General features: G+C 52.4%; 15 protein-coding genes. All 15 read left to right on the top strand.

Annotation, left to right across the window (positions count from 1 at the left end; translation table 11 throughout):
- Positions 1 to 51 precede the first annotated feature (51 nt).
- Positions 52 to 1,206 (top strand): sensor histidine kinase, encoded by a 1,155-nt coding sequence (locus tag CJP46_RS20270; protein WP_089549739.1) that lies wholly within the window; start codon positions 52 to 54, stop codon positions 1,204 to 1,206.
- Between the two features lie 4 nt (positions 1,207 to 1,210).
- A complete protein-coding gene (locus CJP46_RS20265; RefSeq protein ID WP_076174607.1) occupies positions 1,211 to 1,933 on the top strand; it encodes a response regulator transcription factor in 723 nt (240 codons plus the stop codon).
- Positions 1,934 to 2,098: 165 nt separating this feature from the next.
- Positions 2,099 to 2,509, top strand: a complete 411-nt coding sequence (locus CJP46_RS20260) for a hypothetical protein (RefSeq protein ID WP_094597455.1) — start codon at positions 2,099 to 2,101, stop codon at positions 2,507 to 2,509.
- A gap of 204 nt (positions 2,510 to 2,713) precedes the next feature.
- The gene (locus tag CJP46_RS20255; RefSeq protein ID WP_256992439.1) at positions 2,714 to 4,936 is read left to right on the top strand and encodes a helicase-related protein; all 2,223 of its coding nucleotides are present in this window, start codon (positions 2,714 to 2,716) and stop codon (positions 4,934 to 4,936) included.
- A 21-nt stretch (positions 4,937 to 4,957) separates the two neighbouring features.
- On the top strand, positions 4,958 to 6,079 hold the full coding sequence (locus CJP46_RS20250; protein ID WP_143813006.1) for a ComFC family protein: 1,122 nt from the start codon (positions 4,958 to 4,960) through the stop codon (positions 6,077 to 6,079).
- 128 nt (positions 6,080 to 6,207) lie between these two features.
- Entirely contained in the window at positions 6,208 to 6,618 is a 411-nt protein-coding gene (locus CJP46_RS20245; RefSeq protein WP_094597453.1) for a TIGR03826 family flagellar region protein, read from the top strand.
- Positions 6,619 to 6,796: 178 nt separating this feature from the next.
- The gene (gene flgM, locus CJP46_RS20240; RefSeq protein WP_094597452.1) at positions 6,797 to 7,081 is read left to right on the top strand and encodes a flagellar biosynthesis anti-sigma factor FlgM; all 285 of its coding nucleotides are present in this window, start codon (positions 6,797 to 6,799) and stop codon (positions 7,079 to 7,081) included.
- Between the two features lie 10 nt (positions 7,082 to 7,091).
- Positions 7,092 to 7,592, top strand: a complete 501-nt coding sequence (locus CJP46_RS20235; protein WP_094597451.1) for a flagellar protein FlgN — start codon at positions 7,092 to 7,094, stop codon at positions 7,590 to 7,592.
- A gap of 156 nt (positions 7,593 to 7,748) precedes the next feature.
- Complete coding sequence (flgK, locus tag CJP46_RS20230; protein ID WP_094597450.1) at positions 7,749 to 9,308, top strand: flagellar hook-associated protein FlgK; 1,560 nt, start codon at positions 7,749 to 7,751, stop codon at positions 9,306 to 9,308.
- A 22-nt stretch (positions 9,309 to 9,330) separates the two neighbouring features.
- Positions 9,331 to 10,287, top strand: coding sequence for a flagellar hook-associated protein FlgL (flgL, locus tag CJP46_RS20225; protein WP_094597449.1), 957 nt, complete (start codon positions 9,331 to 9,333; stop codon positions 10,285 to 10,287).
- Between the two features lie 21 nt (positions 10,288 to 10,308).
- On the top strand, positions 10,309 to 10,875 hold the full coding sequence (locus tag CJP46_RS20220) for a DUF6470 family protein (protein ID WP_094597448.1): 567 nt from the start codon (positions 10,309 to 10,311) through the stop codon (positions 10,873 to 10,875).
- Positions 10,876 to 11,020: 145 nt separating this feature from the next.
- Positions 11,021 to 11,470, top strand: coding sequence for a flagellar assembly protein FliW (gene fliW, locus CJP46_RS20215; RefSeq protein ID WP_094597447.1), 450 nt, complete (start codon positions 11,021 to 11,023; stop codon positions 11,468 to 11,470).
- A gap of 3 nt (positions 11,471 to 11,473) precedes the next feature.
- A complete protein-coding gene (gene csrA / locus CJP46_RS20210) occupies positions 11,474 to 11,767 on the top strand; it encodes a carbon storage regulator CsrA (RefSeq protein ID WP_094597446.1) in 294 nt (97 codons plus the stop codon).
- Between the two features lie 94 nt (positions 11,768 to 11,861).
- Complete coding sequence (locus tag CJP46_RS20205; protein WP_094597445.1) at positions 11,862 to 13,217, top strand: flagellin N-terminal helical domain-containing protein; 1,356 nt, start codon at positions 11,862 to 11,864, stop codon at positions 13,215 to 13,217.
- 139 nt (positions 13,218 to 13,356) lie between these two features.
- Entirely contained in the window at positions 13,357 to 13,725 is a 369-nt protein-coding gene (locus CJP46_RS20200; RefSeq protein WP_179281246.1) for a flagellar protein FlaG, read from the top strand.
- The last annotated feature ends 3 nt before the right edge of the window (positions 13,726 to 13,728 follow it).

Here is a 13,728-nt window from a genome sequence, read left to right as displayed (position 1 = left end):
TGCAGCTCATTCTATGTAGAACTGTAATGGTTAGAAATGGAGTAGAAATTCGTGGATTTTCAAGCCGATGCGATAGACCGAGTCATTAAGAATGCCATCCAGGTGGTGGAAAACAGCAAATATCAGATGTTCGAGATTCTCGAGACGGCCCGGGACGAGCTGCTCACGCTGAATCAGGAACTGCAGTTAGTGATGAAGGAAACCGTGGATACGCTGCAGAAGGTGGATCAGCTGGAGCTGAACTACCGGCGTTCCCGGATCCGGCTGACCGAGGTCAGCCGGGACTTCGTCCGGTACAAAGAGGATGATATTAGGCAGGCCTACGAGAAAGCGACGCAGCTGCAGCTTGATGTGATGATTTATCGCGAGAAGGAAATGTATTTGAAAGCCAGACGCGATGAACTCCAGAAGCGGGTGAGAAGTGTCGAAAACTCGATAGAACGTGCCGAATCCATCGGATCGCAGATGGGCGTTGTCATGGAATACCTGTCGGGAGAGCTGGGACAAGTGACCCGGATCATCGAGACGGCCAAGAACCGCCAGGTGATCGGTCTGAAAATCATTTTGGCGCAGGAAGAAGAGCGCAAACGCATCGCCCGTGAAATCCATGATGGCCCGGCGCAGCTGCTCGCTAACCTGGTCCTGAGAACCGAAATTGTGGAAAGAATGCTGCTGAAGCAGGAATTTAAGATGGTGCAGGACGAAATTGTAGATTTGAAGGGGCAAGTACGCTCCAGCCTTGAAGAAATGCGCAAGGTCATTTTTAATCTGCGTCCTATGGCACTCGATGATTTGGGACTGATCCCGACACTGCGCAAATACGCGCATGACTATGAGGAGAAGACCAAGATCCGTACCATGTTCGAAACGAGAGGGAAAGAGCATCGTCTTTCTTCTGCAATGGAGGCGGCGATCTACCGTCTGGTCCAGGAAGCATTGAGCAATGCGGCGAAGCATGCCCACCCAACCTATGTGTTAATTGAGATTACATATCAAGCGCAGATGGTTAAAATTGTCGTTCAAGACAATGGACTTGGATTCCGAGTCGAGCTTCTGGAACAGAAGAGCAAGGATCATTTCGGATTGATCGGAATGCGCGAGAGGGTAGAGCTTCTCGAAGGGAGAATGGAGATCGAATCGGCCGAGAACCAGGGCACGAAGATCATTATCCATATCCCAACGAACGTGGAAAAGGGAAAGGAGTAGTTGGATGGAAACGAGAGATTCCGGTAAAACAACCATTAAGGTCCTCCTGGCTGACGATCATCAACTGTTTCGCGAGGGTCTGAAGCGTATTTTGAACATGGAGGAAGACATTGAGGTCATCGGGGAATGCGGCGATGGTATTCAGGTGCTTGAATTCTGCAACGATATCAAACCCGACATTGTCCTGATGGATATTAATATGCCTGTGGAAAATGGTGTGGAGGCCACGGAGAAGCTCCGCGAGCTGTTTCCGGATGTAAAGGTCATTATTCTATCCATTCATGATGATGAGAGTTACGTATTCGAGACGCTTCGCAAGGGAGCGAACGGATACCTGCTCAAGGATATGGAAGCCGAGTCGTTGATCAATGCGATCCGTTCGGTTCAGGAAGGCTATGCATTCATTCATCCGAAAGTGACCGGCAAGCTGATTCAGCAGCTGCGGCGCATGACTTTCCTGAACGAAACGGGTGCCATGACAGAGAGCGGCGTCCGCGAAGCAGGCGTCAAGTTTGTGGCCGGCGAGAACAATCCGCTGACCCGGAGGGAAGCCGAAGTGCTGCGCCTGATGGCGGAAGGCAAGAGCAACAAGATGATCGGAGAGTTTCTATTCATTAGTGAGAAGACGGTCAAGAACCATGTCAGCAGCATCCTGCAGAAGATGGAAGTCGACGACCGTACGCAAGCAGTTATCAACTCGATTAAATACGGTTGGGTTACGCTCTAATACCATAATTTTGGGATGGCTGCTTGTCTCTGCCAAGGTTTGTGAAAATTTCCACTGTACCTTCGCTCATGCCCCTTTCGTCAGAGGTGTGGGCGATCCGGCCTTTATCATTCACCGTCCGGTTTGTACCCGCATATAGTGTGGGTATACAGGAGGTGAGTCTGCATGATGATTCCGCTTTTGTGGATCACGGCGGTATACGTGCTGGCGGGTGCGGCGGTTCACTTATTTCATGCTTGGCAGAAGCGCAAAAGTTCACCCTGGGTTCACTATACGCTGGTAACGTCCAACCATGAGGGACAGATCGAATGGTACATCCGGGCATTCGGGTGGTATTCGTTCGTTTCAGGTAAGAGGCTTCGTCTAACGGTGCTGGATGCAGCGTCCACAGATCAGACGGTGGAGATTGTCCGCCGGATGTACGGAACCGCGGGTATGGAATTGTCCGTCGTCCCGATGCAGTCCTCCGTGGAGAACGGAGATTTCGCAGAAACCTTGGTGCTGGGTGACGGCATGGCTTTCGAAATGATTGATTTAAGAAATCCGCATGAAGCGGAGCGCATTCCTTATGTATAATGCACGAGGTACTGCGTTCATGCCGGCAGGCGGCATAATGCAGAATACAGAGTGAAGCACACTCCAGAGGCGAGAGGCCCGGGGGTGTGCTTTTTTGCGTTGAGCGGAAGAGATTCACGAAGTGTTTGAGGTTTTCAATAAAAAGGATCGGATATTCGGATTTAACGTTTCACCGAAACTAGAAGGAAGAAAGGAGGCGGGCGTATGCGTGTCGCGGTATATGCCATCCGGCAAGGGCAGCGGTGGAGGATGAAGATTTCGCTGGACCTGCGTATCGACATCGTATGGTGGGAGTACATGTGCCGGAATGCCGGGATGAATGGAACGATGATTTTGCTGTCGGGGGACATGCCTTTAAGCTGGGCTTGCAAGGCGGCCAGTGCTTTTGCAGGCACGCCGGACATGGCGCACTGGAAGATGCAGCAGTGGAAGGGATGGTTGGAGGGGGAGCTGAGGGAGGAGATGGAAAGGGAACAGACCGGCGTTGATAGATCTCACGCGGGGGGGAATGGCTGGTCGGCTGGCAGAGATAGGCATGATTCTATAACAAAGGGCAGTCTTAGGGGAATGAAGGATCGGGGAGCGGGAGTTTGGGGCGAATTCAAGCCAAAGGGCCATGACAGAGCGGAGCGGGACGGATTCAAAGCTAAGGGCCATGAGGGAGAGGTGCGAGATGGATTCAAACCCAAGGGCAATGACGAGACGACGGGGGATAGATTCAAAGCCAAGGACCATGACAGAGTGGTACGGGATGGATTCAACCCTAAGGGCAATGAGAGAAAGATCGAGGATGGCTGTTCCGGGATGTGGCGCTGGGAGCTTGGCGAGCCACTAGCTCCTGCCGTATGGCAGGAGCTGATGCGTCATCCGGAGGAGGGGCAGTGGGCAGGAGACGTAAGGGATCCGGCTGTGCTCAGGGGACTTGCGGAGCAGGCCGCGCAGCTGGTGGACAGGCTGTGCGGCCGGTCGCTGCTCGCGGCGGAGGTCGACTCGCTGCTGAGCGACCGGGCGCCGGGGCTTGCCGGCGCCTGGCACAGTGCGGCGCAGCTGGCCTACCTGCAGGGCCAGCTAGCGATGGACGCGGGCGTGGCTGCCGCCGGCCCGCGCAGTAGCCGCCGCGGCGCGCTGCGCGCCGACCGCGGCCAGGCCCCCCGCTGCCGCCGGTGCGGCAGCGAAGCCACGGGCCGCACGGCCTGCGCCGCGTGCGGCCTCGCGGCCTGCGCCTACTGCGAGGCTTGCCTCGCGCTCGGGCGCAGCCGCGCCTGCTCGCTGCTGCTTCGCACAGCAGCGGATCCGGCCGTGCGGGGCACGGCCGGAGAGTCCACCGCCGCCGTTGCGGGGCGGTGGGGATTGAGCGCAGCCCAGGGCGATGCCGCCTGGGCTGCGCTGGGGTTTCTGGCGGAGCCGCCCAAAGGGGGCATCGCGCCCTCCCGCTTCCTCCTGTGGGCCGTGACGGGCGCGGGCAAAACCGAAATGATCTTCCCGCTGCTGGACTCCGTGCTGGCGGTGGGTGGGCGCGTCCTCGTGGCCACGCCGCGCCGGGACGTGGTGCTCGAACTCGCCCCACGCCTGGCCAAAGCATTCAGCGGTGTCCGGATCGTCACCCTGTACGGCGGCAGCGCCGAGCGCTGGGAGAGCGGCAATTTGACGCTTGCGACCACCCACCAGCTGATGCGGTTCTACCACGCATTTGACCTGGTGGTGATCGATGAGCTGGACGCCTTCCCGTACCACAACGACCCCATGCTGGCCCATGCGGCACAGCATGCCTGCAAGCCGGACGGGAAGTTTGTGTATTTGTCGGCGACGCCGCCGCGTCCGCTGCAGCGGGAGGTGTCCCGGGGCACGCTCCCGCATGCCAAGGTGCCCGTCAGGTACCACGGCCACCCGCTGCCTGTGCCGAAGCGGATCGCAATGCGCGGCGTGGAAACCTGCCTGCGGCAGCCGAAGCTGCTGGGACCGCTGGTCGCGGAGCTTCGGCGGTCGATCGACCGGGGGGCGCAGATCTTTTTGTTCGTCTCCCGGATTCGCCATATCGGGCCGCTCGTTGAGATTCTACGCCGCCGGTTCAAAGATATTTCGGTGGAAGGGACATCTTCTGAAGATTCTGGGCGTGGTGAGAAAGTCATGGCCTATCGGAAGAAGGAAATCCGTTTACTCGTAACGACGACCATTCTGGAGCGGGGAGTGACTGTTCCCCGCAGTGACGTGTATATTCTGGACGCGGACAGCAGCCTGTTCGATGATGCGTCGCTCGTCCAAATGGCCGGCCGGGCCGGGCGGTCTTCCGAGGATCCGGCGGGAAGGGTCATTTTTGCCTCATCCCAGTGGACGTTGTCCCAAAAGCTGGCCGTAAACCAGATCAAGGCGATGAACCGGATTGCCGGCAGGCACGGGTATTTGAAGGTGCAGCCTTCTAAGCCATAAGCTGATGGGAGGAATGTTGAGTTGAAGTCCAGTAGTTCCTTGTTACATATGATGCAGTATTTGCTGGCTCCACCCGGGGAAACGTGCCTGACCTGCGGCAGCCTGGGCCGCCTAGTCCGGGAATGGCCGGGCATCTGCCGATCCTGTGCGGAGGCGATCCCCTGGATTCATAAGCCTCGCTGCCTCTGCTGCGGCCGTGCCATCGGCTGTCCGGACTGTTTGCGGGAGGAGATGAGAGATCGTTCATTTGTCTGCAACCGGAGCGCCGTGCAGTATAACGGGGTGATGAGAGAATGGCTGGCCCAGTATAAGTATCGGGGGCATGAGAAATACGCCGATCTGCTTGTTCACATGCTGAGCCGGGCTTACCTGCAGATGCAGGAGGAGCTCAGCAGGCTTATGCTCGGTCTTAACCATGGCGTACCGCAAAGGGGATCTTTGTCGTCTATTGGAATTCCAACATCTTCGCCGAATTCAATTCTAGCGCGGGGCTCAGCCGCATCACCTGGCCGCTCAATCCAATCCTCAAGTCCGACGTTTCGATTATCGGATGCCTCTATTGGATTTTTCTCAACGTTTATTTTAAAGGCTGGCTCCGTTTTACACGAGGTGCCCTTTTTCAATAGATTAAGAGAATCATCGGACCAGACTATATGGAAGCCGGACGTGATTACTTATGTACCTGTAAGCGGCGTCCGTTTAAAGGAGCGGGGGTTTAATCAGGCGGAGGTGCTGGCGAGAGGGCTTGGAAGCAAGCAGAGGATCCCGGTCATGCCGCTTTTGGTCCGCAGGGAGCATACGGCCAAGCAGAGCTATAAAACCCGCCAGGAGCGAATTGATTCGATGAATAATGTGTTTGCTGGGTATGAGGAGGGTTTGGCAGCTGTCTTATCATTGTATAAGAGTAGATATGGGATGCCATCTTATGTAAGTCATAGTAATAGCGTGGTGACTCGTCATGAAAGCCGTGGACATGCTATAACGGCTCAAAATGCACCTCAGCCCCTGCAAATTCTTTTAATAGACGACATTTACACGACGGGGAGCACGATCAATGCGTGTGCAGAGGTGCTGCGGGATGCTTTGTACCGGGGATTGGGGCTTGCCGCCGAAGTATACAGCCTGACTTGGGCCCGGTCGTAATCCCGACAAAAATCATGTCAGGATTTACCGGAATTCGTAAATTAAGATGGACGAAGGGAGCCGGAATAAGGTAATCTAGAACCATATCATCATGGCTTGATTTGGTATTCGATAAGGGGAGAGTTATTGTGGAACTTGCGAATTGCCCTCGCTGCGGCAGATTGTTTGCCGCCAATTTCAGAGACATTTGCCCGAACTGCATCAAGGAGATCGAACGTGAATACGAGATTTGCGTGGATTATCTGCGGGAGCAGAAGGGTGCCAATATACAGGAGCTGTCGGAAGCGACGGGCGTTTCCGTCAAGCAGATTACGAGTTTTGTCCGTGAAGGCCGAATCTCGGTCATGAATGCACCGAACTTGATGTATCCGTGCGAGGTATGCGGTACGCTGATTCGTGAGGGGCATATGTGCGACTCCTGCCGCACCCGTCTGACCCGGGAGCTCAGCCAGGCTGCACAAGCAGGCCAAGATCAGGATTCCAGTCCTAGAAAACCGGGCGAAGGTGCCTACCGCGTCGTGGATAAATTCCACAAATAACCGACTGCCGCACTAAAAACGGCAGCAGCTATTAATAATGCTTCAGTGACGACCGATAAACTTAGTAAAGATTATCGGTTGTTTGCATTTTGCATGCGAACGGGCTGACGTGTCGGCTTCGTAAACCGGGTAAGTACCCGGTGGAGCAGCCCGCATATTGTGAAAGAAGGTGGAAGATATGAAAATTAATGATACCGGCAGAATTGGTGGAGTTAACCCTTATCAACGGAATTTGGAGACGCAGCGGCAGGAAACACAGAAGCCTGCACGCAAGAAGGACCAGGTTTCCATTTCCTCGGAGGCGATTGAAATGCTTGAGGCCCAGAGCCGTGCCAATGACCCGGAGAGAGCGAAGAAGCTCGAGGATCTGAAGCAGAGAATATCCTCCGGCACCTATCAAGTGGATGCAGGCAAGCTGGCCGATAAGCTGATGCCTTATTTTAAAGATTTCCCAAGGAATTAGGTGACCCCATATGTCTGTTCATACTTTAATCGACCTGCTGGAGCAGCTGGATACGGTTCATCTCCATATGCTGGACTTGACCGCGGAGAAGAAGAAAGCCATCATTGCCAACGAAGTAGAGTCTCTCATCAAGATCATGAACCAGGAAGCCAAGCTGGTAAAGCAGATCGAAATTCTCGAACAGAAGCGCGCGGTCTCAGCCCAGCAGTATTTACGCGAACGCGGCATCAAATCGGAGTTGAACCTGAATCTGACGGAACTGTCGCGGCTTGTTTTTGACGTGGAAGAGAAGAAGCGGCTGCTTGCCATTCAGGAGAAGCTGTCGGAGACCCTGCAGAAGCTGAAAAGGGCGAACGAGCTGAACCAGAAGCTGATCGAGCAGTCGCTTTCGTTTATAGATTTGTCCCTGGATATTCTGGTCGGCAGACCGAATCAGGATGTTACCTACCACCATCCGGCGGATCGGAGCGGGAACGTGGCCCGCAGCGGCCTTTTCGATTCAAGGGCTTAGGTCCTTTATAAAGTTTATTTTTCTTACCAGCATTACGAGTGTCGGGGCTCCCCGCAATGACATGAACCTACGACGACAGCAAAGAACCACAACGTGGGGCTAATGAGACATGGGTGAGCCCGGCTCTCCCCCGAACGTGAAGGAGGATATTGTTGCATGACATCCACATTCCATTCCATCGAGACGGCCAAGCGAAGTCTGTTTACGCAGACCACTGCACTGGGTACGACCGGCCATAACATCGCCAACGCGAATACGGAAGGCTTCAGCCGCCAAACGGTAAAAATGCAGGCGTCCCGCCCGATCGAGGCATACGGCATGAACCGCTCCAATGCGCCTGGGCAGCTGGGCACAGGGGTTGAATACCAGTCGGTTGAACGGATCCGCGAGAGCTTTCTCGATACGCAGTTTCGCAGCGAAAGCAATGCCAACGGCAGCTGGACGATCAAATCGGACACGCTGGACAAGCTGCAGGGCATTTTTAACGAACCGTCGGACACGGGCATCAGCAAGGTGCTCGGCAACTTCTGGAACTCCTGGTCCAACCTGAGCAAGGATCCGGAAAGTGCTTCGGCTCGCAAAGTCGTCAAGGAAAATGCGACGGCTTTGACGGATGCAATGAACTATATGAGCGGGCAATTGGATAAAATGAGCCAGGATTTGACCAACAATGTTGGCGTCAAAGCCAGCGAGGTTCAAAACTACCTGAACTCCATCGCGGACCTGAATCAGTCGATCACTCGGATCGAGGGGCTCGGGGACAACGCCAATGACCTCAGAGACCAACGCGACCTGCTGACGGACAAGCTGTCCAAAATCATTAACATCACGGTCCAGGACACCGATCAAGGCTATAACATTTCAATGGGTGGACAAGCCCTCGTTGAAGGGTTTGCCGTGAGTGCGGATGTGGATGGTGCCGGTCCGGATGACCGCGGCGCTTTTCTTGAAGCAGCCTACGCTTCAGGAAATTTGCAGGGCGGAGAGGTTTACGGCATCATTGCGTCCCGCGAAGGCTATGTGAAGGATTACCAGAAGCAGCTGAACGATCTGGCCAACACCTTGGCGAACGGCGATATCCAGATCACGATTCCTAAAGGCAGCGTACTGCCAGCCGGCGTCACACTCCCGGGTATTACCGGACGGGTGGTCGATCAGGATACCGTAGTGACTGTCAAGGGCTTGAACGGGCTGCACCAACTGGGATATACGATGGATGGGACCACGACGGGCGGTCTGCCTTTCTTTGAGTCTAGCGACGGCGGTCCAATTACAGCGGGAAATATTCGTCTGAACACGAAGATTGCTGAAGATCCAACCCTGATTGCCACCTCGATGCGAACCGAAGGCACGGGAACGGACGAGAAAGTCATTCAAGGGAACAACACGCTGGCTTTGCTTATGTCCAACATGAAGCAGACCAACTTTACTTCGCCGGACGGCACGCGCTCCACGACGATCGACGGCTACTACAGCTCGATGGTCGGACAGCTGGGGGTACAGGCCCAGGAAGCGAGCCGGCAGACGCAAAACTCGGACATTCTGGTACAGCAGGTCGAGAGCCAGCGCCAGTCGGTCAGCGGCGTGTCCCTGGACGAGGAGATGGCCAACCTGATCAAGTTCCAGCATGCGTACGGCGCGTCCGCGCGTTTTATGACCACGTTCGACCAGCTGCTGGATAAACTGATCAACTCTACAGGAACTGTAGGAAGATAACGGTAAAGAGGTGGGTTAACCAATGCTTAGAGTGACTTCCAATATGATGAACTCCCAGCTGCTCCTGAACTTGAACCGCAACGCGCGCGAGATGAACAACACACAGAACCAGCTGGCCACCGGCCGCAAGCTGAATCGTCCTTCGGACGATCCTGTGGGCATTACCTACTCGCTGCGCTACCGTTCGGAGCTGGCTTCCAATGACCAATACACATCCAACGTGGACAGCGCGCTGTCTTGGCTGGATTTTAACGATACGGTGCTCAGCGAAGCTGGAGATGTCGTGCAGCGTCTGCGCGAGCTGACAACCAAAGCGGCGAACGGCACGAATCCGCAGTCTGCCCTGGACAGTATCAAGCAGGAAGTGTCCCAGCTGAAGGAACAGCTGATCGATATTGCGAACAGCAAGCTGAACGGGAAGTATGTTTTTAACGGGGAAGCGTATGACAAGAAACCGTACGATTTTCCGAAAAACGATGACGGTACCTCCAACACGACCGGCTTGAACGCGGACGGGTCCTCCAATGGTATGGGGATTGCCGATATCGTTACGGATAAGGGCCTCATTAATTTCAGCGTTGGCGAAAGCGTAAAGCTCCCGATCAACATGACCGGTACGGACGTATTTGGGAATGGGAGCGATGCGGACAACATTTTCAACATTATCGAAAATATCACAAAAAATCTCGACGACGGCAACTTTGCCGGTCTGTCTTCTCAGCTTGATCTGATCGATAGCCGCACCGAGAAAATGCTCACCTCCCGCGCGGAGCTCGGCGCCAAAACGAACCGGATCGAGCTGATGCAGGACCGGTTGTCCGATCTCAACATCAACCTGACGGACCTTCAGGCCAAAACCGAAGACGCCGACTATGCGGAGCTGATCATGAACTCCAAAATCCAGGAGAACATTTATAACGCCTCGCTGTCTGCCGGCTCCAAAATCATTCAACCGACTCTGGTTGATTTTCTGAGATAGAATCGTTTGTAGGAGGAAGGTATGGTACAGCCTATTCTGCAAATCCGCCAGACCCGGGCCCAGCTTGGGATCGATGCGGACCTGGGTCAGTATTCCATCCGCCAGCCTAAGGCTGACGTGAACATGACCACCACTCCGTCGGAGCTGGAAATTCACCAGTACAAGCCGGAGCTTCATGTGGATCAATCCAAGGCGTTCTCGGCCTTCACCGGCGGCAACTTTATTGATATGAACAGCCGGATTTACTCCGGCTTTCAGGAGTTGTATTTGCAGGGGATTGCCCGAAGGGTCGAGGAAGGTAACCGTGCCGCGGCCATTCATATCTCCAGCAACACGATCGCGAATATTTATGGCGAGGACTGGCAGCCGGTTCCTTTTCCGGAGACGCGCACGCCAGCTTCCATAGATAACGTTGACATTCAGATCGATACGCGTCCGCCGGATATCGAGTTCCGGAAGGCGCATACAGATATCCAGGTGCAGGTGAACCGGCCGGAGATCGAATATACCCGGGGCAAGCTGGACATTTATATGAAGCAGTACGCGTCCGTGCAGTATATTCCGCCGGAGATTGATACCCAGCGCTGATGTTGGGCAGGTATGAAATGATTAGTCATGAAGTTATGAAACTAGCAGACGAAAGACTATAGATGGGCCTGACTGCCTTCTATAGTTTCTTTTTTGTTTATATAGATTGAACTAATGCTGATAAATGAACAAAGGAGTGAGCATCGTGATTATACAAACATCTTCGTGGGGAGAGCTAGAAGTAGCAGATGAACAGGTTTACGGTTTCCCTAAAGGTATGCCCGGATTTGAGGAAGAGACGGAATTTGCGCTGATTACGCTTGAGGACAGTCCGTTTAATTATTTGCAGTCGACGAAGGAAAAGGAGCTTGCTTTTCTGCTCGGCGATCCTTTTGCCTATTATCCGGAGTATGAGTTTGAACTGCCGGAGGCAGACAAAGAAGAGCTTAAAATTGAGCAGAACGTCTTCGTGCGCTGCATCATTTCACTAAAAGAGAAAGTGGAACAATCCACGATGAACTTGTTGGCCCCTGTTATCCTTAATCCGGATCATCGATTGGGTAAACAGGTCATTCTGCATAGTTCCAGGTATCAGACAAAGCATCTCCTGTGGTCGGATCCGGTCATGTCGTCGTCAGAAAAGGCGGGTGAATAAGCGATGCTGGTATTATCTCGAAAGAAGGGCGAATCGATCGTCATTCAGGATCAGATCGAACTGACCATTCTAAGCGTGGAAGGGGATACGGTAAAAGTAGGCATTTCTGCGCCTCCCCATATCGACATTTTTCGCAAGGAAGTCTACCTTTCCATTAAAGAGAGCAATCAGGAATCCGCCGCTCCGGCCCCTGCCAATCTAGAGGCGCTCATGCAGCGGATGAAAGATCAAACCAAGAAATCCAAAAAAAATATCAAAAAAACTCTAAAATGTTCATTGGGGACTGTCGATATATAAGTTAGACGCTGCTTCGGCAGGGCGGCCGACCTTTAATGAGGCAGCGTTTACCACATGGATGTGGTACTAATATATTTCAGGGAGGAAATACCCAATGATTATCAATCACAATATCGCGGCGCTGAACACTCACCGCCAACTGTCTATCAACACAACGAACACTAACAAAAATATCGAGAAACTGTCTTCCGGTCTTCGCATCAACCGTGCCGGTGATGACGCTGCCGGTTTGGCAATTTCCGAAAAAATGCGCGGACAAATCCGCGGTTTGGACCAAGCTTCCCGTAACGCTCAAGATGGCATCTCTTTGATCCAAACAGCTGAGGGTGCATTGAACGAAACTCACAGCATCCTGCAACGTATGCGTGAGCTGGCAGTACAGTCCGGCAACGATACAAATACAATTGATGACAGAAAAGAAATCCAAAAAGAAGTTGAACAGTTGAAATCTGAAATTAATCGTATTTCAGATACAACGGAGTTCAACACTCAAAAACTTTTAAATGGTAGCCTAGGGGTTACAGGAACTTCTTCTGATAAGACTAAAGTAGACATTACATCTGCTACGGGCTTAGCAAAAGGTAATTATACTGTGACTGTCGATACAGCTGCTACAAAAGCAAGTGCTGTTGCTGGTTCAGTAGACTTTACAACAGCAAAAGACGTTTCTGGTAAAGAATTGGTTATTAATGGAACGAAAATTGATTTTTCAGGCATGACAAATGCAACTGCGCAAGATATCGTAAATAAAATTAATGAATACAAAGATAAAACTGGTGTACAAGCGACTGGTACTGATTTTGTTAAACTAGATCAAACAAGTTTTGGATCTTCTGCAAAGATTACAGTAGGTGGCGCTGATGCTGCTGAATTCGGTGGCGCGGTTACAGCTGGCGTAGACGCAGTAGCTACAGTAGTTGGTCCAAATGGAGCAGCTGAGCAGGTAACAGGAATAGGCCAAACAGTAGGTTTCCACGGAGCTGAATTTATTGCAAAAGGTGCAGCAAATGATTCAGCAATTATTACGGTTGCTGGAGGTGGAGCAACACTTCAAATCGGCGCAAATAAAGATCAAAGCATGACAATTGATGTTAACGAAGTTAGTGCTAACACGCTTGGTGATAAAGCTAACAATAAGTTGGTGAAAGATGTTAGTTTGTTAACACAAACAGGTTCAAACGATGCGATTAAAGTTTTAGACGAAGCAATGAAACAAGTTTCTGGCGAACGTTCTAAACTTGGTGCTTTCCAAAACCGTTTAGAGCACACGATTAACAATTTGGGTGCCTCCTCCGAGAACTTAACTGCAGCTGAATCCCGTGTTCGTGACGTAGATATGGCAAAAGAAATGATGAACCAAACGAAGAATAACATCCTTGCTCAAGCTGCACAAGCTATGCTTGCACAAGCTAACCAACAGCCACAAGGCGTTCTGCAATTGCTTCGTTAAACTTGAAGTTATTACCAAAGAGTTCTGGGTTTTTCCCAGAACTCTTTTTCTTTTATACAATTATTCATCATCAACTAAATCTCCAAGCGCCAGAAGCCGATAATAGTATATATATATCCTTTTGTCGGAGGTAGCCAGGATGAATGTACAATTTTCCTTAACCGCGAGTACGTCATCTCAGAACAAAACAGATTGGGCGGCATCCATGAGTGGTGCAGCATCCATGATCCGAAACGGTGAAGATTTGGCATTGAAAGAAAAGCAGGGCGTTTCGGTTTCGATTGGAGAAGAGCAGCTGATCCGGAACATTGACAGGGCTGTAAAAACCCTTCAAGGGCCGGAAACAACCTTAGATATTAGTATTCACGATAAAACCCATGAAATTATGGTCAAAGTCCTCAATAAAGAAACAGGAGAAGTGATCAGAGAAGTTCCGCCGGAGAAAACCTTGGACTTGGTGGCCAAGATGATGGAACTGGCGGGCATTATGATTGACGCTAAAGTGTAAGGA

Origin of the sequence: Paenibacillus sp. XY044 (assembly GCF_002257645.1) — a bacterium.
Lineage (GTDB): Bacteria > Bacillota > Bacilli > Paenibacillales > Paenibacillaceae > Paenibacillus_AQ.
The sequence above is the reverse complement of the archived record's forward strand: the minus strand, read 5'-3'. Positions and strand labels throughout refer to the sequence as shown.

Excerpts from the sequence above, each read along its gene's own strand:
- flgK (WP_094597450.1), top strand. The coding sequence starts at position 7,749 with ATGACATCCACATTCCATTCCATCGAGACGGCCAAGCGAAGTCTGTTT.
- CJP46_RS20205 (WP_094597445.1), top strand. The coding sequence starts at position 11,862 with ATGATTATCAATCACAATATCGCGGCGCTGAACACTCACCGCCAACTG.
- CJP46_RS20255 (WP_256992439.1), top strand. The coding sequence starts at position 2,714 with ATGCGTGTCGCGGTATATGCCATCCGGCAAGGGCAGCGGTGGAGGATG.
- CJP46_RS20235 (WP_094597451.1), top strand. The coding sequence starts at position 7,092 with ATGTCTGTTCATACTTTAATCGACCTGCTGGAGCAGCTGGATACGGTT.
- CJP46_RS20200 (WP_179281246.1), top strand. The coding sequence starts at position 13,357 with ATGAATGTACAATTTTCCTTAACCGCGAGTACGTCATCTCAGAACAAA.
- CJP46_RS20260 (WP_094597455.1), top strand. The coding sequence starts at position 2,099 with ATGATGATTCCGCTTTTGTGGATCACGGCGGTATACGTGCTGGCGGGT.
- CJP46_RS20220 (WP_094597448.1), top strand. The coding sequence starts at position 10,309 with ATGGTACAGCCTATTCTGCAAATCCGCCAGACCCGGGCCCAGCTTGGG.
- CJP46_RS20265 (WP_076174607.1), top strand. The coding sequence starts at position 1,211 with ATGGAAACGAGAGATTCCGGTAAAACAACCATTAAGGTCCTCCTGGCT.
- csrA (WP_094597446.1), top strand. The coding sequence starts at position 11,474 with ATGCTGGTATTATCTCGAAAGAAGGGCGAATCGATCGTCATTCAGGAT.
- flgM (WP_094597452.1), top strand. The coding sequence starts at position 6,797 with ATGAAAATTAATGATACCGGCAGAATTGGTGGAGTTAACCCTTATCAA.
- flgL (WP_094597449.1), top strand. The coding sequence starts at position 9,331 with ATGCTTAGAGTGACTTCCAATATGATGAACTCCCAGCTGCTCCTGAAC.